22 protein-coding genes and 1 pseudogene are annotated in these 24,696 nt (G+C 42.3%); 5 read left to right on the plus strand and 18 right to left on the minus strand.

Going from position 1 to position 24,696, the window contains the following annotated elements:
- Positions 1 to 7: 7 nt before the first annotated feature.
- From AAGU76_RS04955 to AAGU76_RS04985, 7 genes are all read right to left on the minus strand, one after another.
- Entirely contained in the window at positions 8 to 445 is a 438-nt protein-coding gene (locus AAGU76_RS04955; protein WP_342484333.1) for a HutP family protein, read from the minus strand.
- 52 nt (positions 446 to 497) lie between these two features.
- A complete protein-coding gene (locus AAGU76_RS04960) occupies positions 498 to 1,112 on the minus strand; it encodes a cyclodeaminase/cyclohydrolase family protein (RefSeq protein WP_342484334.1) in 615 nt (204 codons plus the stop codon).
- Between the two features lies 1 nt (position 1,113).
- Positions 1,114 to 2,358: an imidazolonepropionase gene (gene hutI, locus AAGU76_RS04965; RefSeq protein WP_342484335.1), complete on the minus strand. Its 1,245-nt coding sequence runs from the start codon at positions 2,356 to 2,358 to the stop codon at positions 1,114 to 1,116.
- Positions 2,359 to 2,420: 62 nt separating this feature from the next.
- A complete protein-coding gene (ftcD, locus tag AAGU76_RS04970; RefSeq protein ID WP_342484336.1) occupies positions 2,421 to 3,314 on the minus strand; it encodes a glutamate formimidoyltransferase in 894 nt (297 codons plus the stop codon).
- A gap of 21 nt (positions 3,315 to 3,335) precedes the next feature.
- Positions 3,336 to 5,357: a urocanate hydratase gene (locus tag AAGU76_RS04975; RefSeq protein WP_342484681.1), complete on the minus strand. Its 2,022-nt coding sequence runs from the start codon at positions 5,355 to 5,357 to the stop codon at positions 3,336 to 3,338.
- A 319-nt stretch (positions 5,358 to 5,676) separates the two neighbouring features.
- On the minus strand, positions 5,677 to 6,213 hold the full coding sequence (locus tag AAGU76_RS04980; protein ID WP_342484337.1) for a carboxypeptidase-like regulatory domain-containing protein: 537 nt from the start codon (positions 6,211 to 6,213) through the stop codon (positions 5,677 to 5,679).
- A 59-nt stretch (positions 6,214 to 6,272) separates the two neighbouring features.
- The gene (locus tag AAGU76_RS04985) at positions 6,273 to 6,782 is read right to left on the minus strand and encodes a hypothetical protein (RefSeq protein ID WP_342484338.1); all 510 of its coding nucleotides are present in this window, start codon (positions 6,780 to 6,782) and stop codon (positions 6,273 to 6,275) included.
- Between the two features lie 389 nt (positions 6,783 to 7,171).
- On the opposite strand from AAGU76_RS04985, the gene AAGU76_RS04990 reads away from it, so the two are divergent.
- Positions 7,172 to 9,181, plus strand: a complete 2,010-nt coding sequence (locus AAGU76_RS04990) for a methyl-accepting chemotaxis protein (protein WP_342484339.1) — start codon at positions 7,172 to 7,174, stop codon at positions 9,179 to 9,181.
- 35 nt (positions 9,182 to 9,216) lie between these two features.
- Here the strand turns inward: AAGU76_RS04990 and AAGU76_RS04995 are convergent.
- Positions 9,217 to 9,321, minus strand: a pseudogene (locus AAGU76_RS04995) (TipAS antibiotic-recognition domain-containing protein); the annotation flags it as partial.
- Positions 9,322 to 9,397: 76 nt separating this feature from the next.
- Positions 9,398 to 9,976 (minus strand): VTT domain-containing protein, encoded by a 579-nt coding sequence (locus AAGU76_RS05000; RefSeq protein ID WP_342484340.1) that lies wholly within the window; start codon positions 9,974 to 9,976, stop codon positions 9,398 to 9,400.
- Positions 9,977 to 10,140: 164 nt separating this feature from the next.
- Here AAGU76_RS05000 and AAGU76_RS05005 point away from each other — a divergent pair, with 164 nt between their 5' ends.
- On the plus strand, positions 10,141 to 10,641 hold the full coding sequence (locus AAGU76_RS05005; protein WP_342484341.1) for a 2'-5' RNA ligase family protein: 501 nt from the start codon (positions 10,141 to 10,143) through the stop codon (positions 10,639 to 10,641).
- A gap of 97 nt (positions 10,642 to 10,738) precedes the next feature.
- Here the strand turns inward: AAGU76_RS05005 and glmM are convergent, their stop codons facing one another.
- The 3 genes from glmM to AAGU76_RS05020 all read right to left on the minus strand — a co-directional run bounded on the left by glmM (position 10,739) and on the right by AAGU76_RS05020 (position 13,767).
- Complete coding sequence (gene glmM / locus AAGU76_RS05010) at positions 10,739 to 12,091, minus strand: phosphoglucosamine mutase (RefSeq protein WP_342484342.1); 1,353 nt, start codon at positions 12,089 to 12,091, stop codon at positions 10,739 to 10,741.
- Between the two features lie 76 nt (positions 12,092 to 12,167).
- Positions 12,168 to 13,106: a homoserine O-succinyltransferase gene (gene metA, locus AAGU76_RS05015; RefSeq protein WP_342484343.1), complete on the minus strand. Its 939-nt coding sequence runs from the start codon at positions 13,104 to 13,106 to the stop codon at positions 12,168 to 12,170.
- Positions 13,107 to 13,242: 136 nt separating this feature from the next.
- A complete protein-coding gene (locus tag AAGU76_RS05020) occupies positions 13,243 to 13,767 on the minus strand; it encodes a hypothetical protein (protein WP_342484344.1) in 525 nt (174 codons plus the stop codon).
- Between the two features lie 144 nt (positions 13,768 to 13,911).
- On the opposite strand from AAGU76_RS05020, the gene AAGU76_RS05025 reads away from it, so the two are divergent.
- Both AAGU76_RS05025 and AAGU76_RS05030 read left to right on the plus strand, forming a co-directional pair.
- On the plus strand, positions 13,912 to 14,295 hold the full coding sequence (locus AAGU76_RS05025) for a helix-turn-helix transcriptional regulator (RefSeq protein ID WP_342484345.1): 384 nt from the start codon (positions 13,912 to 13,914) through the stop codon (positions 14,293 to 14,295).
- A 73-nt stretch (positions 14,296 to 14,368) separates the two neighbouring features.
- Positions 14,369 to 16,285, plus strand: a complete 1,917-nt coding sequence (locus tag AAGU76_RS05030; protein WP_342484346.1) for an ABC-F family ATP-binding cassette domain-containing protein — start codon at positions 14,369 to 14,371, stop codon at positions 16,283 to 16,285.
- A 110-nt stretch (positions 16,286 to 16,395) separates the two neighbouring features.
- On the opposite strand, the gene tsaD is transcribed toward AAGU76_RS05030, so the two are convergent.
- The 6 genes from tsaD to AAGU76_RS05060 form a co-directional block, all read right to left on the minus strand.
- Complete coding sequence (gene tsaD / locus AAGU76_RS05035; protein ID WP_342484347.1) at positions 16,396 to 17,415, minus strand: tRNA (adenosine(37)-N6)-threonylcarbamoyltransferase complex transferase subunit TsaD; 1,020 nt, start codon at positions 17,413 to 17,415, stop codon at positions 16,396 to 16,398.
- Positions 17,416 to 17,615: 200 nt separating this feature from the next.
- Positions 17,616 to 18,920 (minus strand): ABC transporter permease, encoded by a 1,305-nt coding sequence (locus AAGU76_RS05040; RefSeq protein ID WP_342484348.1) that lies wholly within the window; start codon positions 18,918 to 18,920, stop codon positions 17,616 to 17,618.
- Entirely contained in the window at positions 18,917 to 19,993 is a 1,077-nt protein-coding gene (locus tag AAGU76_RS05045; protein ID WP_342484349.1) for an ABC transporter permease, read from the minus strand. The genes AAGU76_RS05040 and AAGU76_RS05045 overlap by 4 nt, the downstream gene beginning before the upstream one ends.
- On the minus strand, positions 19,993 to 21,588 hold the full coding sequence (locus AAGU76_RS05050; RefSeq protein ID WP_342484350.1) for a sugar ABC transporter ATP-binding protein: 1,596 nt from the start codon (positions 21,586 to 21,588) through the stop codon (positions 19,993 to 19,995). The genes AAGU76_RS05045 and AAGU76_RS05050 overlap by 1 nt, the downstream gene beginning before the upstream one ends.
- Positions 21,589 to 21,680: 92 nt before the next feature.
- On the minus strand, positions 21,681 to 22,898 hold the full coding sequence (locus AAGU76_RS05055) for a DUF3798 domain-containing protein (RefSeq protein WP_342484351.1): 1,218 nt from the start codon (positions 22,896 to 22,898) through the stop codon (positions 21,681 to 21,683).
- A 383-nt stretch (positions 22,899 to 23,281) separates the two neighbouring features.
- Complete coding sequence (locus AAGU76_RS05060) at positions 23,282 to 23,599, minus strand: hypothetical protein (protein WP_342484352.1); 318 nt, start codon at positions 23,597 to 23,599, stop codon at positions 23,282 to 23,284.
- 181 nt (positions 23,600 to 23,780) lie between these two features.
- Between AAGU76_RS05060 and AAGU76_RS05065 the strand changes: the two genes are divergently transcribed.
- Entirely contained in the window at positions 23,781 to 24,617 is an 837-nt protein-coding gene (locus AAGU76_RS05065; protein WP_342484353.1) for a hypothetical protein, read from the plus strand.
- Positions 24,618 to 24,696: the final 79 nt, after the last annotated feature.

Here is a 24,696-nt window from a genome sequence, read left to right on the forward strand (position 1 = left end):
TACCTCACTATATTGGCTGAATGCCCATGCCAACGGCTTCATGCTCAAAGCCCCTTCTGGGAGATCCTATTTGTCCGTAAAGAACTACGGCTATCCAGTTTCCGCTGGAAGGATCGTCTTCAATCAGAGTTCCTCTCACGATCGTAAATGTCAGTCCTGCGCTTCTCAACACTTCTCCAAGCATGACCTGCCCCCTGCAGTAACCGCTTAAGGCCTCTATTATGGCATGGTAAAGAGCATGCTCCTCATGGTAGTTTTCCCTGATTATATCTTCCCTTGAAGCGGCAGTTTCTATGGCTGCCACAATTTTTTTGGCGTCCATGGAACCGGCCTGTCCCTGGAATATGACGTAATTTTTCTTTTCGTAGTATTCCTTGAGCTTATCGGCATTAGTGTCTTCAAGTGCCACAAGCAGAGCAATTTTACCGATTCCCCGTTTGTTCATGACCGCACCTCTTGATTATGAGATTTGCATTATCTGCCTTTTTAGTATACCATTAAAATGGAGATAATTCCAATATTTTTTTCTCATAGGCAAGAACATCATTCTGAAGTCTGTCTGATTTTTCCGAATACTCCTTTACAAAGTCCGCATCGCTGATTGTTCCAAGGTTTATGCGCACGTTAAACAAAGCAGAAAGCACAGCTGTCCTGGCCATCATTGCAGCCACTAGTCCGTCAGTAACGGCATTGGCATTTCCTCTTGCAACTGCAGCCTCGGCCAGCGGCATGATTTCATAGGCAATGCAGGCAACCTGAAAAGGTACCTCGGCAGCTTTCCTGGCGCTTTGCTCTATGGCATTGTTTCTTAAAAGTTTTTCCTCATCTGTGTCCTTTGCCATCCTGTATGCTTCCATTACTCTGTTGTATGCCTGGCTGTCCCTTTCAATGTCCTCCAGAAGGGTGTGTCTCAACGCTTCTGCCTTTTCAGACACTTCTCTCATTTCAGCCTCGCTGTCAGCATATTTTTTCTTTCCGATTGTCAGATTGGCTACCATTTGCGCCAGTGCAGCGCTCAAGGCTCCCGACAAAGCTGCGATGCTTCCTCCTCCCGGTACCGGAGAATTTGATGCAACCATGGCTGCAAATTCATCTATCGTCATGTTTTTCATGTTATTTCCCCTTTACGATTTTTCCGTTTTTAATTACTGTTTCCACAATGTTCACGGCGGCGTGGTACGGCAGAAAATTGATTGACGGATACTCAAGAACAATTATGTCCGCCTTCTTGCCCTTTTCGATGCTGCCGATGGTTTCCTGTCTTCCCACTGCTGCTGCTGCGTTAATGGTGAGCGCTGTAATTATTTCCTCTATTGAAAGCCTCATGTGAATGGCCGCCAGCGCTATCACAAGAGGAATTGAATTTGTGAAGCAGCTGCCCGGGTTGAAGTCCGTGGCAAGCGCAACTGCACAGCCTGCATCAATCATCTGTCTTCCCCTGGCATATTCCTCCCTCAGGCAGAAGGCAGTTGCCGGAAGCAGAGTTGCGATTGTGTCTGATTTTGACAGCATCTCAATTCCCTTGTCTGAGGACTGAAGCAGGTGGTCTGCCGAGACGCAGGAAAGCTCAACAGCAAGCTCGGTTCCTCCAAGCTGCACCATTTCATCGGCATGAATCTTGAGCTTCAAGCCTGCATTTTGGGCTGCCGTAAGAAATTTTCTTGACTGTTCCACAGAGAACACGTTTTTTTCGCAGAATATGTCTGCAAATTCTGCCAGTTTGCTGCCAGATACCTCCCCCAGCACACTGATCATGAAATCGATGAACTCATCTTCTTTTCCCTTGTATTCAGGAAGAACGCTGTGAGGTCCCAAAAATGTGGGCACCACATCAACTGCATGAATTTCATCGAGCTTTTTCATGGCCTGAAGCTGCCTAACTTCTGTTTCAAGGTCCAGACCGTAGCCGCTTTTTCCCTCCACTGTGGTTACTCCCATGTCCAGCATCTTATCAAGCCTTTTTTTGCCGGTTTCTATAAACTCGTCAAGTGTGGTGTTTCTGGTGGCTCTAACAGAGCTGGTTATGCCTCCGCCCCGCTCCATGATGGACATGTAGCTGTCTCCCTTGAGCCTCCATGAAAATTCGTCTGCCCTGTATCCACCGAATATAAGGTGTGTGTGTGAATCCACAAATCCCGGAAGTACAGCCCTGTTCCTGGCGTCAACAACTTCACAGGTGCTTAAGTCATAATTTTTAAGAATTTCTTCGGTTGTTCCCACATCTGTTATGATACCGTCCTCTGCTACTACGCAGCCGTCATGGATGATTCCGATGTCGGACATTTCTGTGCCATGCCTGGGACTTTTACCACTGCAGGTCACCAGTTCCGATGCATTTTTTATTATCAGCCTGTTCATAAGTTTCCTCCAAAATTTACGCCATATCATATGGCCGCACCTGAGTGCGGCCTTTTGTATTTTTAATGAAGCCTTGTTTCAAGTACCTGGTCTGTGGAGAAATTCTCCAGTCTCAGGTAGTAATCTGCAGTGTCAATGAGAGCCTGCATGGGAACAAGGCCCACGATTTCACTCCCGACAATGCTTACGCCGTATCTTTCTGCTTCCATTCTGATTGTTTCAAAAACCCTGTAGAGTGATGTCTTGGTGTAGTCGGTCATATTCATTGAAACCTGAACAATGCCCCTGTCTTCAAGCTCAATACCCAGGGCCTTAACATACCTGAAGCCTCCGCTTAAGTGTCTCACCTGCTTTGCAATCTTGCTTGCAATTTCAAGGTTGTTAGTGTTCAGGTTCACGTTGTATGCCACAAGCGGCATTCTTGCTCCTATGGCTGTGGCTCCGGCTGTGGGATGGATTGTGTAAGGACCGAAATCCGGTTTCCACATGTCATCCTTCATCTTTTCAGCCATGCCCTCAAACTGTCCCTTTCTGATGTTTGCCAGGTTTTCTCTGTGGGAAGCCGTGGCTGATTTTTCATAAAGGAAGAACGGAAGTCCGTATTTTTCCGAAGCAACCTTGGCCACATGCTTAGCCAGTGCATCGGCTTCTTCAATTGTTGCATTTTTTATGGGAATGAACGGAATTACGTCTACTGCTCCCATTCTCGGGTGCTGCCCCTCATGATGGGTAAGGTCTATGAGCTCCACAGCCTTTCCGATGGCTTCAATCACGGCTTCTCCCAATTCCTCAGGCTCACCCACCAGCGTCACAACGCTTCTGTTGTGATCCTCATCGCTGGAGTAGTCAAGAAGCTTTACATTCTTTCTGGCCCTGAAAACATCCAGTATTTTTTCCAGCTTCTGAAGATCTCTTCCTTCGCTGAAATTAGGTACGCATTCTATAATCTTGTTCATATTTTCTCCTTGTACAGTAACCTATTTGTTGTATTCTTTCAAAGTTTTTTCAATTAGATCGTCGCTTGCCACATAGGGTATGGTGATATGGTCTTCACCTGCAAATTTCTTGTTGTATTCCATGGTTGTTTCGATGGAGTGTTCGTTTCTTGCCCAGGACCTTCTTGATACGCCCACCATGGTATCCCATGGGATGGACTTACTCAATATGTCGTCAACCCTTTCGCTGCCGTCCAAAACCATGCCGAAGCCTCCGTTTATGGACTTGCTGATTCCAACTCCTCCGCCGTTGTGAAGGGCAACAAGGCTCATTCCTCTTGCAGCGTTTCCCGCATAGCAGTGAACCGCCATGTCTGCGGTGATGTTGCTGCCGTCATAAATGTTTGAAGTTTCCCTGTAGGGCGAATCTGTTCCGCCTGTGTCGTGGTGGTCTCTTCCCAGCATTACAGGTCCTATTTCTCCGTTTCTGACCATCTCGTTAAACTTAAGGGCAATATCCCTTCTGCCTATGGCATCCTGGTAGAGGATTCTTGCCTGTGTTCCCACAACCAGCTTGTTCTTTTCTGCATCCCTGATCCAGATGTAGTTGTCTCTGTCCTGTCCCCTTCTGTCAGGGTCAATTACAGACATTGCAGCATGGTCTGTCTTTCTCAGGTCCTCCGGCTTTCCGCTTAAGCAAACCCATCTGAAAGGTCCATAGCCGTAGTCAAACAGCATGGGTCCCATAATATCTTCCACATATGAGGGGAATATGAACCCTTCGCTGGTGTCCATGCCGTTTTTTGCAATTTCCTTCACTCCCGCATCAAAAACGGCCTTCATGAAGGCGTTGCCGTAGTCGAAGAAATATGTTCCCCTGTTAACCAAAGTTTTTACAGCCCCGAAGTGTTCAGCCAGAGATTTGTCTACAAGCTCTCCAAACTTCTCTCTGTCTGATTTCAAAAGTTCGGTTCTTTGTTCAAATGTCAGGCCCTTCGGGCAGTATCCCCCGTCGTAGGGCACGTGGCAGGATGTCTGGTCTGACAAAAGGTCAATGTGAATGTTGTTGTCAACTGCATATTCCAAAAGATCCACAATGTTTCCGTGATATGCAATGGAGATTGTTGTCTTGCTTTCCATGTGTTCCCTGGCTGCCCTGAATGCTTCCTCCAGGCTGTCTGTAACCATGGAAACCCATCCCTGGCTCAATCTTGTCTGTATTCTTGAATAATCAACCTCTGCAATTATTCCAACACCGTTGGCTATCTCAACAGCCTTCGGCTGGGCTCCGCTCATGCCGCCAAGACCCGACGTAATGAAAAGATGTCCTGCAAGATCCTTGTCCTGAGGAATTCCCAGTTCTTTTCTTCCTGCGTTTATGAGAGTGTTGAATGTACCGTGAACTATTCCCTGGGGTCCGATGTACATCCATCCTCCGGCAGTCATCTGTCCGTAGCTGGAGCATCCCATGGCTGTTGCCTTTGCCCAGTCGTGGGGATTGTCAAACATACCGATCATGAGGCCGTTTGAAACTATTACCCTGGGGCTGGTTTTATGAGATTTGAATAGTCCCAGCGGATGTCCCGACATGACAGCAAGAGTCTGTTCATCGGTCAGCTCCTCCAGGTATTTCTTCAGAAGCTGGTACTGCATCCAGTTCTGGCATACCTGTCCTGTTTCCCCGTACGTTACCAGCTCGTAGGGATAAAGGGCAACCTCATGGTCAAGGTTGTTGTCTATCATGACCTGAAAAGCCTTGCCTTCAATACATTTTCCCTTGTATTCATCTATGGGCTTTCCGTAGATTCTTTCCTTGGGCATGAAGCGATAGCCGTAGATTCTGCCTCTGGTCATCAGTTCATCCAGAAATTCCGGTGCAAGTGTCTCATGAAGACTTTCTGGCACGTATCTTAGCGCATTTTTCAAGGCCAGCTTTATTTCTCTTTCATTGAGTGTAAGCTCCCTTTTAGGCGCCCTTCTGATGTTTTCTTTAAAAACAGGGTATTCGGGAAGCGCATCGTCCAGTTTGATGGTCATTGCATCTGATATGTCAAAATTATTAATCATTCATCTATACCTCCAATAACGTTTTTCTAAATTATACAAAAATGCCGTCGATAAATCGTCTAAACTCTTAAGATTAGTTAAAGCTTTTATTTCTATAATAAAAACATAGTTAGTAAGAGATAATCTTATTAACCCCTCTCCCCCTTGTTTTTTTATAAATATTTTATTAGGCTCTGCATAGCAGGGCCTAATTTTTTTATTTGCTGGCCGCTGCATTAAAAATAAGGCACAGCTTGAAAGCATGCCTTATGTGTATCATGCACATTGTTCACAGTTGTATACTTTCAATTACCTCAATTCAAAATAATTGTTTTTCTTAAAAATGTGACTGTCCTGAAGAGTTTGGTGGTTCTATCAGTGTTTCCTCCGGAACAGTTCCGGATCTGATGGCAGACAGCGGGGTTAGCTGGAAGGTATAATCAGTTTCAACATTGGGATATATGCGGAAATTTATTATGTTAACTGGGTAATAGTCTTTTGAAAATGCCCTGAGGTTGTAATTTGTATAAGGCTGTTCATCTATTCTGCCCGGCATTATGAACCTTACAGGAAGCTCCATGGTGGGAACCCTTCCATTCTCATCGGTCACCAGGCTGTAATGAACATGCAGGTCTCCGTTATCATGAAAATGAAATACGGTAACCAAAGCATCCTTAATTGGTTGTCCGGCTGCTGACAATACTTCCACTGTCAGTAAGCCTGTTTCAAATTCCGGAACAGGAGTTAAGTCCTGTGCTGCAGATAAATTATTGAATGATTGTTTACGGTTGCCTTTATTTCTGTATGATATGTTTTTGGCTGCATATGGATTGTAGCTGATGTCGTGGATTATATTGTAATAATTAATATACATTTAATCTCTCCTTTATTTTGGGATTTGAAAATTCCGCATTCCTTTCATAGTCATACCGTTCAGTCTCTCGGATTAGGTGGAATTACTATGGTCCTTTCGGGTGTTTCTTCTGCCCCGTTTTCTGATGCAGGGACCAGTCGTACTGTGTAATTTGTTTTTATCTGAGGGAAAACTTCAAAATTTATTATATTTACAGGGGTATAATTGTCGGCAATAACCCTTAAGTTGTAAAGAGAATAATAGTACTCTGCATTCTCAAGAACTTCGCTGTATACCACAAGCAATTCAATATCAGGAACAGTTCCTTCCCCATCGGTTCTTGAGTTGTAATGAACCTCCAGCACTCCATCCGGGTGAAAGTGATATACAGTGACCAGTGCACCTTCAACCGGCACTCCTGTTTCCGATACAACCTTTACTGTTAAAACACCTGTTTCAAAGGCTGGTGCTGTGGGGTTTGGAACTCCTGCAGCCGGCTGCTGCAAAGCACCTGTAAATTTTCCATACATGACTTTATTGTTTGCTTTTTTAAATAGTTCATTAGCTTTTCTATAATAATCAGAATACATGGCAGACTCCTTATGAAAATGATGCTTACTATTCAATTTATGCAGAAAATGATGTTTTGCTAACATCATTTTCTGCATAATTATTTCAGGCGGGTTATTATTCATATCACTCTGAAGCGTAGCATGATGTCCTAAATTTCAGCTATATTTCCTATGTAAAAACACTGATTCGGCACAAAATAAAAAACAGCAAAAATATAAATATTTGTAAAAAAATTTCAGTTATTTTAACTGATTTGTAAAGTTATAACTTCAGTTATAATTAATAATAGTTGCAAAAAGTAAGACTGAGAATAAAACCTATTTACAAAAACTATAACAGCGACTAAACTTTACCAAAAATACTTCGATAATAGAAATACTAGATCATTTGATTACGAGGTGCACAATTGAAAAAGAAGATTAACAACAAAAGAAGCAGCAAATCAAAAAGTTTAAGCAGAAAAATTCTGACTGTGCTTGTAATATGCATTGTTTGTGCGGTATTCATCACGGCATTGTTTTCCCTGCTGCCCATGAATTCTCTTATAGCCCACATGTCAACAGACCAGGCGATTTCCTCTGCTGACATGATGAAGGAAGAACTTGACAACATGGGAAAGACGCTTGAGATATCCTCAAAGACAATTGCATTGGACGAGACAATAATCAATGCTGTAACAACAAAAGACCAAGGTATGGCATTAGCTGAGTCCCAGACTCTTGGTGAGGCCCTTGATGTCGAGAACATAACGGTCACTGACGCAAGTGGAGCGATACTTTCAAGCACAAGTGCAACCGAAACAACAGACAGCAACATTTCAGGCAGGATTTCGGTGATGACAGCTCTGGCCGGCGACCTTTACTATGACATAGGCATGGATGAAAATTCAGTGTATGCGGTAAATGCTGCATCTCCCATTTTCGACGAAAATGGCTCTGTTATAGGTGCCGTATACACATCCTACAACCTTGACAACATTGAGCTGGTGGATCATATGAAGGAAATCACAAATGAAGAGTTCACCATCTTTGCAGGTGACAAACGGATCAATACCACCATTGTTTCAGACGGCAAAAGAGTTGTTGGAACAACGCTTGATCCAAAAGTAGCAGATATCGTAATCAATCAGCGGACAGAGTACACAGGGAAGGCAAGACTGTTTGGTAAAAACTACATAACTGCCTACTATCCGATAGTCTCCAGGGACGGAACAACCGTAACAGGGGTGCTGTACTCCGGTAGAGACAATACTGAAATTGAAAAGAAATTCTTTACCAACATCATAATAATCACACTGATAGCCGTACTTTCTGTTGCAATAGCCATATCCATCATTGCGGTCGTTTTAAAGAGGGGACTTAAGACGCCAATTGAAAAGGTGGTCGCTGCAGCCAGGGCAATTGAAACCGGAGATGTGAACAGCGATGTTCTTAAAGGCATAAATGAAATCACAAGCAACGATGAAATAGGAACTCTAGCCCGTTCAATTGAGGGTGCGGTCAACTCGGTGCAGCTGTTGTCCGGTGACATCAGCATCTATCACAATGCCCTCATCGATCATGATCTCACGATTTATGTGGACAAAGACAGACATCAGGGAATCTACAGGGACATCATGACCATAGTGGAAAACCTGTTTATGGAACTTGGAAAAATAATGAGGGAAATAAAAATGATGGCTGATGGCATCGACAGCGGTTCAGTGCATGTTTCATCTGCTTCACAGTCTCTTTCCCAGGGTTCAACGGAGCAAGCCGGAGCAATAGAGGAACTTAGTTCAACAATCATGGAAATAGCAGAGCAGATAAAAGAAAACTCTGAAAATGCAGACATGGCTAACACCTTGTCAACCGACACGAAAATCGAGGTTGAATCCAGCAGCAGACACATGAACGATATGGTGAATGCAATGGACAACATCAATAAAATATCAAAAGAAATAGGTAAAATAATCAAGACTATTGACGACATAGCATTCCAGACGAACATACTTGCATTGAATGCTGCTGTTGAAGCCGCTAGGGCAGGCATACACGGGAAAGGCTTCGCAGTAGTGGCTGATGAGGTCAGAAGCCTTGCAAACAAAAGTGCGGAAGCAGCTAAAAGCACAGCTGCCATGATTGAAAACTCTGTGACTGCGGTGGAACAAGGAAGCAAGATAGCAGGCGAAACCGAACGTGCGCTGCATAACGTCGTTGACAAGACAAACCAGGTCAGCAAAATAGTTTATGAAATAGCCGATGCTTCCCAAAAGCAAAGAGAGGCCATAGATCAGATCAACATCGGAATCGAGCAGATATCCAGCGTAGTGCAGTCCAATTCGGCTACATCGGAAGAAACGGCTGCTGCCAGCGAAGAGCTTGCAGCACAAGCTCAATCTCTGCATGAAATGGTAAGCATATATAAAATGAACTGATTAAAAGGCTGATGCAACGCATCAGCCTTCTTTTTTTACAGCTGCTTCAAACCGGTGTAGTACAGGACTGCTTCCCTTAAAAAAGCTGCCGTACCCGGGTTCTTGCTGTCATAATATGCTTTGAATCTTTCATCGTCAAGTTTTTACCGTGTATTCCATAACTCACTCCTCAAATTCATTGTACACATTTACGCAGCGTCAATGTCAACAACAAATTTATATTTTTCTGTGATATTTTTCGTACTTTTTTATTAAGTATCTGGACAGAAAATTGACTGCCAGAATAAAACCTATAAAAAAAGCAGACCTGGCGGGATTTTCAAAGTATGAGCTCACGTTCTGCCCTATGAAGGCAAGAGAAAGAATCATGACAAACTTTGACGGCAGCAGCGCAAGCAAAAACTGCTGCGTGTTCATGTTGGTCAGTGCAGCTGTACTGCTTATGAGAAACGACGGCGTGAAAGGAAAACAATACAGAAAAAACAGTACAGTAAGATTTTTTCTCTTTATTTTTTCCAGAGTTCCCCTGTACTTGCTTTTTTCAATCTTGCTTTCGATTTTTCTACCTCCTATTTTCCTTATTAAGAGGAACAACAAGAGTGACCCCAGGCAGTTTCCCATCCATGAATACAAATATCCCAGGAAGAAACCGAAAGCTCCCACATTTAGTATGACAAAACCCACAAGAGGAAGCACGGGAACGAAAGCCTCAACCACAGGAAGCAATATTCCTGCAGCCGGGCCGATCTGTTCGACATATTTCAAAAATATATCCGTGTAATCAGCGTAATCCATTCTTTTCTCCATATCTTTAAATACAACAATATCTTGATTAATTTCGTACGTTGTATAATAATATTATTACCATAATAAACTGTGTTTCAAACCAGAAGAAAAATATATAATCAGTAATATGGTTATATTATATATGGAATTTATAGAATAAGAAAGGATACCTCATGAAATATTTCATTGGAATTCCGGTCCCGGAAACGTACAGAAACAAAATTGAAATGCTGCGTGCGGAGTTCAGATTTCTGACTACAGAACCGCACATTACGCTTGTTCCGCCGCCAGCCCTTCCCGATGACGATTCATTCATCGAAAAGGCTGCTGAAGTCTGCAGAAACACAAAGCCTTTTATAATAAAGCTGGAAGACTTATGCCAGTTCGGTGACCGCGTGCTGTATGTGAAGGTCAATTCTCCCGAACTTATAAAGCTTTACGAAAGGATATATGCTGCCCTGAACCTTGAAAAGGAAAAAAGAGGCTACACTCCCCACCTTACAGTTGTGAAACAGCGCCCCAACAGGCCGGTTGATATAGAAAAAATACGGGCAAGGGCAGAGAAAAAACTTTCTTCCAGCCCTGAATATACTTTAAAATCCATAATAGTCTACCACCAGCCCAAGGAACGCTTCATGTACCTGCCATACATGGAAATACCCCTCGGGAATTGATAATGAAGAATTAAGAGTGAAGAGTGAAGAATTAAACGAAGAAACTGTGCTTGCGCACAGTTTCCAACATAAATTCTTAATTCTTAATTCTTAACTCTTAATTGTTGCTTAGCCTTTCTTCAATCAAGGCAGCAAGCTCGTTGGCTTTTGTCTGAATTTCATCCAGGTCTTCTCCTTCAATCATGACCCTTATGAGAGGCTCTGTACCCGACGGTCTGATGAGAACCCTTCCTTTACCGTCAAAGTGTTTTTCTATTTCTTCTATTTTATTTTTAATTGTTTCATCTTCCATGTAGGATTTCTTTTTGTCATCTGCCACCTTAGAATTCACAAGCACCTGCGGCATGACTTTCATGATTCCTGACAGCTTCGAAAGCCTTTCGTTTTTTTCCTTCATGACGCTCAGAAGCTGTATGGCTGTCAACAATCCGTCTCCTGTAGTGTTGTAATCCAAAAATATTATATGCCCTGACTGTTCTCCTCCGATAGAGTGATGGCCGCTGATCATTTCTTCAAGAACGTACCTGTCTCCAACCTTCGTTTTAATGATTTCAATTCCCTTTTCCTTAAGGCAGATGTCAAGTCCCATATTGGTCATTACGGTACCCACTACAGTGTTGCTCTTCAGTCTTCCCTTTTCCTTCATGCTTGTTCCGCAGATGGCAAGCACATGGTCCCCATCAACTATGTTTCCGTTTTCGTCTGAAGCAATGAGCCTGTCGGCATCACCGTCAAAGGAAAGTCCTGCATCCGCGCCGGTTTCAAGCACCAGCTTTTGAATTTCCTCAGGTCTGGTAGAGCCGCAGCTGACATTTATGTTGATGCCGTTGGGGTCGTTGTGGATGACATAAACCTGTGCACCCAGCTCGTTGAGAAGTACCGGAGCAGCCTTGTACACTGCGCCGTTGCCGCAGTCAACTGCAACCTTAAGTCCGGTGAGGTCCACATCAATGGTATCCTTCAGAAAATCCATGTACTTTCTCACAGGGTTTTCTATTCTGATCTTTCTTCCTATTTCACCGGAAACAGGAACATAATCTATGTCAAGGTCGTTCAATATGTATTCCTCTATAGAGTCTTCCATGCTGTCTGTAAGCTTCAGACCCTTTTCGTTGAAAAATTTTATACCGTTGTATTCAACGGGATTGTGAGATGCTGTTATCATGACACCGCCGTCGGCTTCAAGCACCTTAATGAGGCAGGCCACGGCAGGTGTGGGCAGCACACCCAGATACAAGACGTCGATTCCTGCAGAGTTAAGTCCCGATGACAGTGCACCCTCAAGCATGTCGCCGGAAATCCTCGTATCCATTCCAACCACCATTTTGGGTCTTTTTTTGCCTCTTGTCAGAAAGTATCCTCCTACTCTTCCGAGCTTATATGCTAATTCGGCTGTCAGATCCTTGTTTGCAATTCCCCTGACTCCGTCAGTTCCAAATAATTTACCCATGATTCCTCCAAAGCTTCAATTATATTTATATACATGATATCATATTAGCAGCAAAAATAAAAGATACCATTATATTTTAATGGTACCACTCAGTTCTGTGATTTCCTATTTCTTTATTGTCATAAGGAGTTTCCTGATAGATGATGTTTATCCAGTTCTTGAACAAAAGATTTGCGTGACTCCTCCATTTTACAAATGGATCCTTTGATGGGTCGTCTCCGGGATAATAGTTCATGGGAATGTTTATGTCTTTTCCCAGTGCCACGTCCCTGTCATATTCCTTTTTCAGTGTCAATGGGTCGTACTCAGAGTGTCCCATGATAAAAATTCGGCTGTAGTCATCGGTAACTGCAATGTGTACTCCGGCATCCTTTGATTCCGCCAGAACAATAAGCTCCTCAACGCTTTTTATGTCGATTGCCGTAACCTCGGTGTGTCTTGAGTGCGGCACGTAGAATATGTCATCAAAGCCGTTTAACAGCATACAGGTATCATGCATCTTGACGTGTTCAAAAACTCCGAAGACCTTTTTATCCAGCGTCCTCTTGTCAAGTCCGTAATAATGGTGCAATGCAGCCTGCGCACCCCAGCAGATGAACATTGCGGAAGTGACATTTGTGGCTGAAAAGTCTAAAATTTCCTTCAGTTCCTCCCAATAATCCACTTCCTCGAATTCCATTAGTTCAACGGGCGCTCCTGTAACTATCATGGCATCGTACTTCTTGTCCTTAACATCCTTTATGCTTTTATAAAAGCTCTTCATGTGGCTTTCGGATATATTCTTGGAATCATGGGAGCTTGTATGAATGAATTCCACGTTTATCTGTATGGGAGAATTTGAAAGCAGTCTTACAAACTGGGTTTCCGTTTCGACTTTCGTAGGCATCAGGTTCACAAGAGCCACATCCAACGGTCGAATGTCCTGTGTCTCAGCTCTTTCCTTGCTCATTACGAAAATATTTTCTTCTTCCATGGTTTTGTATGCTGGCAGATTTGATGGTATTATTACTGGCATATTTTCATTCCTTTCCGTCAATATAATTGAATAGTGCAATACAGTCATTACCTGGCTTAATTAAATAAAAAGCCTCTATTAAAGAGGATTAGATTATAATTATATTAAATAACTTTATAACAAACAAGGTTCATTGTCAATAAAAATCTGGAAGACATTTTCTAGTCTTCATAAGAACAAAGTTTATGTGGCTGATAATGATACGATACCGTTCCAAAACTTCCTGATCTTTGTTTTTTACTGCCTGTTCCAGGTCATGGTTAATCATTCTTACCAGATGTTTGTAGTTTTCTTTAAGCTCACCTATGTGGTAGCTGTCATATGTAAATTCTGAAAATTCTTTTCCGTGCCACAGATTGAAATACCTTACCAGAAAATCGAAAAAACATTTATTTGACTTTACAAAATTATAAATACTCAGGAATGTGTAGCGCGGTTTACCATTTATCGGTTCACAGCATATTTCATTATATCCGAGCCACGCGCTCCATATTTTTTTCGTGACACAAAGCTGAATGTTGCCTTCTATGCAGCCTGCCAATGATGCAGCCAGGAAACGGCCGTTGCCGCCTGAGATTGAATCATCAAAGAGCCTCTCAAAATCAGTGATTTCTATATACCTTTCTACCGGAAACATTTCTTCTTTTAAATAATTCGACATTATTCACCCCCGTATAGTAATCATGATAATACATTATTTACTATTTGTCAATATTAGTCATTCAAGTTTACTAATTGTAAATTTTTGTTGAAAATTGTCGTTGCATGGACTATAATGGAATAAGAATATTAAGGGTGGTGCAATATGGAGACTGGTGAAATAATACGTAATCTTCGCATCAAAAATAATCTTACTTCAAAGGAACTAAGCAGGATACTAAATGTCTCTGAATCCTCCATTTCACTATATGAAAGCGGAAAAAGAAATCCAAGCATCAGCCAGCTGGTAAAGCTGTCCGACTATTTCAAGGTTTCTACGGATTTTCTTCTTGGTATTGACAGAAAAGAAAACAGCGACATCACATTTGAATGCGATCTTTCTGAGGAAATCGGTAAAATAGTTTATTTTTTGGATAACAGCGAATACATATTTTTTGATGGCAGGAAGCTGAACAGGCAGGCAGCGTTGGTCATAAAAAGCTTTTTCAGCGCAATACTGGAAAACATGCGCCTTTTGACCATGCTTTAGCTTATTGCTTAAAAAAACTAAAACTGATATAATCATTAAGATTTCACAATAGCAGATTAGAAAGGATAATAATATGATAGTTTTATCGTGCAGCGAAGTGTCCAAGGCTTACGTGGTTGAAAATGTAATTGAGAACATTTCATTTACCGTGAATGACAACGAAAAAATCGGACTGATTGGCCTGAATGGAGCAGGAAAAACTACCTTGTTCAATATACTTACTGAAAATTTGGAGCCCGATTCAGGAGCCATTTACAGGGCAAAAGGAAAAAAGCTCGGTTATCTAAAGCAAAACACAAATATAGAATCCGAAAAAAGCATCATGGACGAGATGCTGACTATTTTTGACGATGTCATAAAGATGGAAGAAGAGCTTCACAGCCTGTCTCACAAAATCGGAAGCTTTACAGAAGAAGACGACCAGGACGAGCTCCATGAAGTTATGGACTCCTATGCAAGGCTGTCGGAGCTTTTTGAAGAAAATGAGGGCTACAGCTTTAAAAGCAAGATTAAGGGAGTTTTAAGAGGGCTTGGATTTTCCGAAAACGAATTTGAAAGAAAAATAAATCTTCTGAGCGGAGGACAGAAAAGCAGGGTCATGCTGGCTAAGCTTCTTCTGGAAAAAGCAGACATTCTCCTTTTGGACGAACCGACGAACCATCTGGATATTGAAGCCATATCATGGCTTGAAAAATACATCAAGGATTTCAAGGGAGCAGTAATCATAATTTCTCACGACAGATACTTTCTTGACAATACCGTAGGAAGGATATTCCTCATGGAGAGCAAGTTCCTTAAAGCATACAACGGAAACTATACCGAGTTCATGAAAAAAAGGAAGAACGAGCTTGAACAAGAAATGAAGCAGTATGAGGAATACGAGAAGGAAATTGAACGGCAGGAAGAAATGATCCGCAGGCTCCACGCATATGGCAGCAAAAGGAACATAAGGCAGGCCTTCAGCAGACAGAAAGCCCTGGACAGGATAAAAAAAATGGACCGCCCTACACAGGAAAACAAGAAGGTTAAACTCCGCTTCTCTCCGAAAATTAAAAGCGGGCGCGATGTGCTGAAGGTTGAAAACCTTGGTATGAGTTTCGAGGAAAATGAAATATTCAAAAATATTTCCCTTGAAGTTTACCGAGGCGAGAAAGTGGGTATAATCGGACCAAACGGTATAGGAAAAACAACACTTCTTAAATCAGTGGCAGGCAAGATCGGACAATATACAGGCACCGTCACAATGGGCCACTATGTGCACACGGGATACTACGACCAGGAGCAGACAAATCTGGACAGCGAAAACACGGTAATTGATGAAATATGGGACGAGAACCCAACCTTGAATTACTATGACATAAGAACAATGCTGGCACAGTTTTTATTCAACGGAGACGACATGTACAAAATCGTTGGAGATTTAAGCGGAGGAGAAAAAGGAAGGTTATCCTTATTGAAGCTAATGACGTCAAAGGCCAACTTCCTTCTGATGGACGAGCCTACAAACCACCTTGACATAGATTCAAAGGAAGTACTGGAGGATGCCCTAATAAACTACGAAGGAACCGTGCTTGTTGTTTCTCACGACCGATACTTCCTGAACAAGGTCGCCAATAAAATATTTGATATGTCTAAGGAAGGAATATTCCAGTACCTGGGCAATTACGACTACTACGTACAGAAAAAGGCCGAGCTTGAGGAAGAAGACCAGGAAGAAACCGTCACTAAAACCAAGACGCAAATAAATGCCGAAAAGAAAAAAGAGCGCGAAGCCATACGAGACCGTCAGCAGCGGGAAAAAAACATCAAGAAGCTTGAGGCTCAGATTGAAATGCATGAAAATAAAATTTCTGAATTGGAGCAGGAATTATGTCAACCTTCGACATATAATGACAAAGTTCTAATTATTAGCCTGAATGAAAAATTAAACATTTATAAATCAGAGCTTGAAGAATTTTACAATCTTTGGACTGAAATCCAGGAGGAATAAAAAAAAGTTATCCACCCTTTGTTGATTTGTTGTGGACAACTTTTCTGCATATTACAGGTATCAACAACTTTATCCACAGCTGTTGATACTTTTTTATTTATATCTGTTAATTACTGTCCCAAGTCCAGATTAGGATCTGCATTCAGCGACGAATCTGCAAATTGTTTATTTAAATATTTGAAGTATGCAGCTGATCCAATCATGGCTGCATTGTCTGTGCATAAAATCGGCGATGGTTTTGTAAATTTATAATTTGACCTTTGGCATTGCTCTTCAAGTATATCCCTGAGCCTTGAGTTGGAAGCAACTCCCCCTGCCAGTGCCACCGTGCCGCAATTCTTCATTTTTGCAGCTTTCATTGTTTTCATGGCAAGAACTTCAACAACAGCCTCCTGGAAACTTGCGGCAACATCCTCAATAACAACATCTTCGTTTTTTTGGCTGCTGTTGTGCAGATAGTTCAGAACCGCTGATTTTAATCCGCTGAAGCTGAAGTCAAGGGTTTCCTCGTCAATGATTACCCTTGGAAACCTTATGGCATCCTTGTTTCCTTTTTTGGCAGTCATGTCTACCAAGGGTCCTCCGGGATATCCCAGACCTATGGATCTGGCAATCTTGTCAAAAGCTTCTCCCGCAGCATCATCCCTGGTTACACCCAGGATTTCATACACCCCGTAATCCTTCACGTACACCAGATGCGAGTGTCCTCCCGACGCCACCATGCAGATGAATGGAGGCTCAAGGTTTTTATCTTCTATGTAGTTAGCGCAAATATGTCCTTCTATGTGATTGACTCCTATGAGGGGCTTCTGCCACGCATAAGCAAGACCTTTTGCAAAATTCACCCCCACCAGCAGCGCTCCCACCAGCCCGGGACCGTATGTTACGGCAACCGCGTCGATTTGGTCTCTGGTGACGTTGGCTGTGTTCATGGCCTCCTCCACCACATCATTTATATTTTCTATATGCTTTCTTGAAGCAACCTCCGGAACCACACCTCCGAATTCCTTGTGGATTTCAATCTGGGAAGAGATTACGTTTGACAAAACATTTCTTCCGTTCTCCACAACGGCGGCAGCAGTCTCATCACAGGATGATTCAATTGAAAGTATCAGCACATTGTCTTTCATGTTTTCCTCCGTTAAATTACATTGCTTTGATTATACTACTAAAGATTTCAACGTGCAACTTTTTTGACAATTTGAAAAAGGGAGATTCTTCGCTGCTGCTCAGAATGACAAATTAGTAGTTGTCATACTCCTAAATAAAAGAAGGAATTTGTGCTAAGCCACAAATTCCCACCGTAATTCTTAATTCTTAATTGCTATTTTTATTCCAGCGTTAGTTTACCCTTCTTGTTTGTCCTCCATACATGAAGACCCAGAGCAAGGCCGATTACGCCGTAAACCATGAATGTTCTGAAGTATTCTCCCAGAAGAGCATTTCCAAACATGGATTGTCCAATTTCCGGAGACATGATGAACATGGAGTTGAACAAAATTGTTCCCAGAATCGCATGCTTGATGTTAGCTCTTTGTGTTGAGGCTCCTCCAACCAGCAGAGAAGCAACCGAAAACATTCCTATCTGAGTGTGGGCATTGTACGTATTCAATGTTCCCATATTCTGCAGATACATAATCTGTCCCCAGGAAGCAAGAACCGTAGACATTATGGTTGCAATGATTCTGGTGCGGTCCACATTTATACCTGACACCTCGGCTATGTGCTGGCTTTGTCCGACGCTTCTGAAATCCTGCCCAAGCTTGGTCTTAAGTATCAGCTCATTGAAAATGCAAAGAGCAATGATTAGCAGTGAATTTACCACCGGAACGCTTTTCACCTTCATCAGGCTAGATTTTGTAGCTATGGCATGGATGCTTATTGCAATTGCTATGAGGCAGCATGCAACGTTTACAAATGTCATCATTTTTCTGTTATTTGTAAATGCTGCACTGTTTTTGTTCCTTGCAAGTCTGTATATCTGAAGAATAAGAACTGCTGCCGCAACTATCAATACAGCCCACATGAATGGTATCTTCATTATGTTGTCAAGAGCGTACTTGAGTCCTCCCTGCTCCACCGGCAGAAGGTCAACTGTCATTCTTATTCCCACACCGTCAGGTTTGATCATGGGATGGGTTGCAGGCACCTTAATAATAACACCCACTGCAAACAGGAACAAAAACTGATATATTCCGTTTGCAAAATATCCCACGATAAGGCTGGCGATCATCTCCTGACCTCTTGTCTTGTTGTAAAGAATGCCGGTGAAGTATCCGAACAGCGTAGCTATAGGAAACGCCAGAAGAAATGTCAGCATCAGTCCCGAAACACCGCCCAGACCGTAATATCTAATTATGGCTATGGCAATCTGTCCTGCCATGGCCCCTACCACTATACCAAAGTTAAGACCAAGGCCTGCAACAACCGGAATTACCAGCGACAAAACCAGAAAGGCATTTCTGAAGAAACGGCTTGTAAGTTCAGTCAAAAAGAAATTGACAGTTACACCGTCGGACACCATAAATCCAAATATGGTAAACGCCACAAATATTAATGTAACAATATTATCTGCAATCCACGACGAATTTTTTCCGGCTTTAAGTCTTTCACCTGTAGATACGTTATTCATCATTTTTCGCCTCCTTTTACCTGAGTCAAGGCATAAAGGATTATTCCGTTTTGAATTATCATACGCAGTATTTCCGATAGATCGGTTCCTTCAAACAGTTGGTTTGCAACAGGCAGTGCTGTCGTCAAAAGCCCCTGGAATATTATTACGCCTATTATAACATGAGAAACTTTAGCCCTTGAAGCTGTGGCTCCGCCTATGAGGATGGCTGCAACAGCCGAAAAGGCCATCATCAAGGGCGCACTGTAAAGCTGCGCGTAGCCGTATCCCTGAGAATACACTATTATCCCTACTGCTCCCAGAACTGTAGAAAGTATGTTTGCCTTAATCCTGTTTCTGTCTATTTCAATTCCGGAAGCCTTTGCGAATCCCGGATTAATTCCTCCTGCAGAAATTGCTATACCTGATTTTGATCTGAAGTAAAGCCACACAATGAAACAGCAAAGTGCAAATATCATCAGCATGCCGGTTGGAATCGCTATTCCCTTTTCTCCTCCAATGTTGAACCTTAGGAAGTTGCTGAGTATCTGAGCTCCCCCAACAGCATCCAGCTGTATTGTTTCTCTTAATCCTTTTCCTATAAACCATCCCATCTTTGGATTCTTGAAAGGAATCATGAGCCATGCCAGGCACATTGCCGCAACTATGGAGAATCCGGTATAAGTTGCTATGGTCATTTCTGAACCTTTTACCGCATTAAGAAGTTTGCCGTACAAATATCCCACTGCTGCTGCCAGCGGCACTGCAAATACAAAGGACATCAGAATCCACATCCAGCCAACAAATCCAAATTCAATGGAACACACCAGCGCAAACAAGCCGCATACTATTCCCACAGGAAGCGCAAAGTTCGGACCTGTGCCGGACTGTATGGATGGAACCATGGCAAGTACAAGTATTCCGTTCATACCGGCACGCTTTAAGGTGTCGCTCACCAGCGTAGTCATTGATATGCCCAGAACTCCTCCTGCTATGAGTATACAAACCCAAAATAAACCTATTATTAGAGTCGGAAGTCCGACTTTGTTTGTGAAATCCTTAAGGCTTGTACCTTTTTTTTCTTTTGCTCCGGTCATTATGCCTCACTCCTTTCCGCATGAATTCTGCTTCCTGACATCATGAGTCCGAAGTCTGCATCAGGTGCATCGGGAGGAAGAACGCCCTCGACTTTTCCTTCGCAGATAATGACTATTCTGTCGCAGATGCTTCTAAGTTCTGCCAGTTCGGAGGAAGTCATCACTATAGTCATTCCGTACTGTTCATTAAGATTTTTCAACAAATCCAAAACCAGCTTCTTAGCCCCTATGTCGATTCCCCTGGTGGGTTCTGAAACAAGCAGCAGCGTCGGATTCAATGTCAGTGCTCTGGCAACGCAAACCTTCTGCTGATTTCCACCGCTGAGCCTACCGACCTTTTGAAGCGGTGAGGTACATCTGATATCCAGGTCCTTTATCATCTTGTTGGCATGGTTCCTTATCTTTTTCGAATCCATGAATCTGAAAGGGCCCACTTCATTCAGGAAATCATTGTTTATCTGCATGGCTGAAAAAGCGATGTTCAGTTCAATGGACTCATCCAGCAAAAGGCCGATTCCTTTTCTGTCCTCGCTTACAAACGCCAGTCCTGACTTTATTGCAGACTTCGGGTCGTTTAAAGCCAGATTGTTTCCGTTGAAAACAACCTCTCCGTTTGACGGATAAATTCCCATGAGACCGTTGGCCAGCCCAAGCTTTCCTTGTCCGGCAAGTCCGCCTATTCCAACGATTTCTCCTTTTTTGACCTCAATGTTTATGCCCTTCACTCTTTCTCCGGGCATGGCTACGTGCAGATCGCGGATGCTCATGATTGTTTCATTGTCCTGGTTTTTCTTTGCGGATTCGCTTCTTTCAATGGATATTTTTCTACCCACCATCAGCTGTGCAATCTCAAATTTGTCAGTATCTTTAACAGCCTTTGTTGCAACATGCTCACCGTCTCGAAGCACCGTGACGGTATCCGCAACGTCTACTATTTCATCAAGCCTGTGACTAATAAATATGATTCCTATTCCTTTTTGAGCAAGCTTTCTGATAGCATTCAGAAGATTCTTTGCCTCTGACTCTGACAGAACAGCCGTAGGCTCATCAAACACCAGTATCTTAATACCGGTCTTGTCTATTTCCCTGGCAATTTCTATAAACTGCATATGCCCTACAGGCAGACCTGCTACAGGCAAGAATTCGTCAATGTTCATGTCCAGTGTGTCCAGCGCCTTCCTGGTATCCTCGTTCATTTTCTTGAAATCAAGCGACTCCAGTCTTTTTCCCAGCACTGTGCTCACAGGATTTTGTTTTGTTATTTCTCTGTTAAGCTTAACGTTCTCCGTTATGGTAAATCCTGGTATAAGCATAAATTCCTGATGAACCATGCCTATGCCGTACTTCATGGCGTCATGAGGTGATTTGATGTTGGCCGTCTGGCCGTCAATTTCTATGGTTCCCTCGAATCCGCCTGTGGTATGTATTACAGGCATGCCGAACAGAATGTTCATAAGCGTTGATTTTCCAGCTCCGTTTTCTCCTATGAGAGCGTGTATTTCACCTTTTTTTAGCTCAATATTTATATCCTTCAATACTCTGTTGCCGGAGTATTCCTTTGAAACGTTCTTTAAGCTTAGAAGGTTGTCACTCATTGTTACCTCCCGAATAATATTTTCCGTCTAAAAAGGAATGAAACAGAAGTTCCTTTCGGAAATTCTGAAACATTCCTTATTAAGTTTGCTATTTATTTTATTATGTCGCTTTCAGCGTATGTAAGGAAGTCCATCATCGTAAGTCTGAATGTTGAGAATTCCTGACCATTTTCTGAGTATGGTGTTGTAGTAACAGCAATTCCGTTAGCATATTCAGTCATCAGCTCTTCCAATACATTAGTGTCAAGTTCATCGCCAACTTCACCGTTTATCCATTTAACTGCATATTCCGTTGAAGCTACAGTGTTCATCATGGCTACAGGAACAGGCCATGTTGAGAATCTTCCAAGCAGACCTTTTTCCTGAAGTTTCTTGGCTGTTTCGCTTATTACGTTTGCCATGGCGTCAACAGAGTAACCTGTTGATTCGATACCCAGTGCTGATGGATATCCATGGTATGGAGACGGACAGCATGGCTGTGGATAAATAGCTCCTGCATCGTAGCAAGCTTTGATAAGAGGAGTCTGCATTGCACAGTTTGTTGAGAAGAATGCTGTGTCTTTCCCGTATTTTTCAACCATCTTAGGCACGTCTTCAAGAATGAACTGCTGTGCTCCCGGTACTCCGGAATCTCCTGTCGGGTCTGGAGCTGTAGCGTCAACAAATTCTATTCCTATTTCCTTACATGTTTCTATCATAAGGTCTCTTCTGGCTGCCAGAAGAACAACTGACATGTGTCTTGGGAATGAGTAGTGAACAAATGTCTTTGCTCCCATTGCTTTAGCCTGCTCAGGAATAGTTTTTCCCATTCCAAGCTCGTCTGGCTGAAGTATCAGGTCTGCTCTTGCAGCAACGTCCGGTGGGTTTTCCTGCGGTGTGCAGTATACTATGAACATATCATCACGGCTTTCCAAAAGCTTGTCAACTGCAGCGTTAGTTCCCGGTACCGCCTGGTTGATTATCAAAGCTTTTACATCAGGATCAGAACCAATCTTTGTAACTGTACTGATCATTTGCTCCTGTTCAGTCATGAAGTTGTCCGGCCACAAAACGTGCATTATTTTGTTTTCGCCGTATTTTTCTACCATCTGCTGTGCTGAACGATATTCTTCTTCATTTTGAGAAAGAGTGTTTGTTACGATGGCAATTTTACCTTCAAAAGGCTCGTCTGTCTTTGTTTCGGCAGGCTTATCAGCTGCTGGAGTTTCTGCAGGTTTTTCTGCCGGTGCAGGTGCCTGGGTCTGCTGGCTGCATGCTGCCATGCTTAAAACCATCAGAAGAACCAGTAACATACTTATAATCTTCTTCATTCTTTACCCTCCAAATTTTTTTACAATATTGGTTACATTGTATATACATCAAATTATAATTGAATATATATTAATTGTCAATCGATAAATGGCGGATTGAAAAATTCAAGTTATTAAACAAAAAACGTCAATTGTATTTTAATGAAAACGATTATTGTCGAAACCAGGCTTTAACTAAGCTACGAATAGAAAACGCATCTCCAAATAGTATCGTTTTCAAGCCATTTATTGTCAGTATTACATTCAATGTATTACATTGCCTGTAAATTTATTTTTATTCGTTATTCATTGTATATTTTCTTTTTTGTGCATATTTACTTTTATTGTGCGTAAACTTGCAAAAACCAAAAAGGAGGACATCCCTCCTTTGTCTTGCATCATAGCTATTTTAAATTGTCAATGAATTTTCTGAGTTTCTTTTTTTGCTCCGGATTCAAAAACATTTCAAAGTTCTTGAGGTCCTGGATTTTATTGTAGTATTCTTCTTCGCCGTACTGCTCCTTCAGCTGCTTGCTCATGTTCTGTGCATCCCGAAGTATTTCATCCTCAGATTTGCCGTTGTATTTTTCCTTGAACTCCTTGAACTGCTTGTTGTTCACGAAGTCATTAAGGTTCTTGTCGTTTGCAGCAGCCTTGAATTCTTTGCTGTTTGTAACTTTATCTATATTTTTATCGTCAAAACTTTTAAAAATATTTGCCATTCATATACCTCCAATCATATTACATGATATGCTTTTTACTCCAATAAATTACAACTTTAATTTTGATTTGCCTGTAACATTAACATGGCATCAGAATAAAATGTATTAATAAATATGAGTATAAGAAGGTGATATTATTCCTGTTCAAATATTACTGTATTTTTTAGCAGCCAAGTTCATTATGGGAAACGACAAATCGCCGGGCATGGTGTCTAAACTGTCAGGCTCCACAAAACAAGTTGCTTCTTCACTTATGTCCGACCCCCGAAAAATTGAAAACATGATAGGCATGGTCCGCACCTTTGCACCGCTTACATCGCCTCAAACTGTTTCAAAGATAAATACATACTTGCCTCTCGCGGAAAAAACCAGCACCCTTTTAGGAATGTATTCATTTTTAAACAGAGCTCAGACATTCAAGCCCCTGGAACCCCTTAACGCAAAGACCACAGCCGAAAAGATGTCCGCTCTCATGAAAAGCGGCAGCCTTCCGCTTGGCAAGCTGGCTCAGCCTCTTCTTGCCGGCAACATGGAAAAGATGATGGAGGGCGTGGCCATGAACATGCTCAAAAATGGAAATTTAGGCGATATGCTCAAAAACGGAAATTTAAGCGATATGCTGAACAACAAAAACATAAGTGATATGCTGTCATCCGTCACAAAACAGGCAGATCAGTCAAAGGATTCAAGCGAAAGCACAATGGATTTAAGCAGCCTCATGGAAACATTCATGCCCATCTTAAGCAGCATGTCACAGCAAAAATCAGTCCAAAAGAATCATGAAGAAATACATGAGGAACCTCAAAAAAAAGAAAACAGACAGCACTCTCTTCAGTTTAAAAACGAATCAAGTCTGCCTGATGAAGATCAGATTTACGGGGAAATTCATGAAGCCGCAGAAAGCACTGCTCAGGAGCCTGATATTTCTCTCCACGAAGAAATTGAGGACAAAAATCAAAGGCAGCTGCAACGACCCGTGCGGATCAGACACCGCCCAAGAAAAACTGCAAGCAATTAAGAATTAAAAATTAATAATTAAGAATTGATGAAAGGATTTGTGCGCGCACAAATCCTCTCGTTTAATTCTTCATTCTTAA

It is taken from the genome of Sedimentibacter sp. (assembly GCF_038562225.1).
In the GTDB taxonomy this organism is placed as follows: Bacteria; Bacillota; Clostridia; order Tissierellales; family Sedimentibacteraceae; genus Sedimentibacter.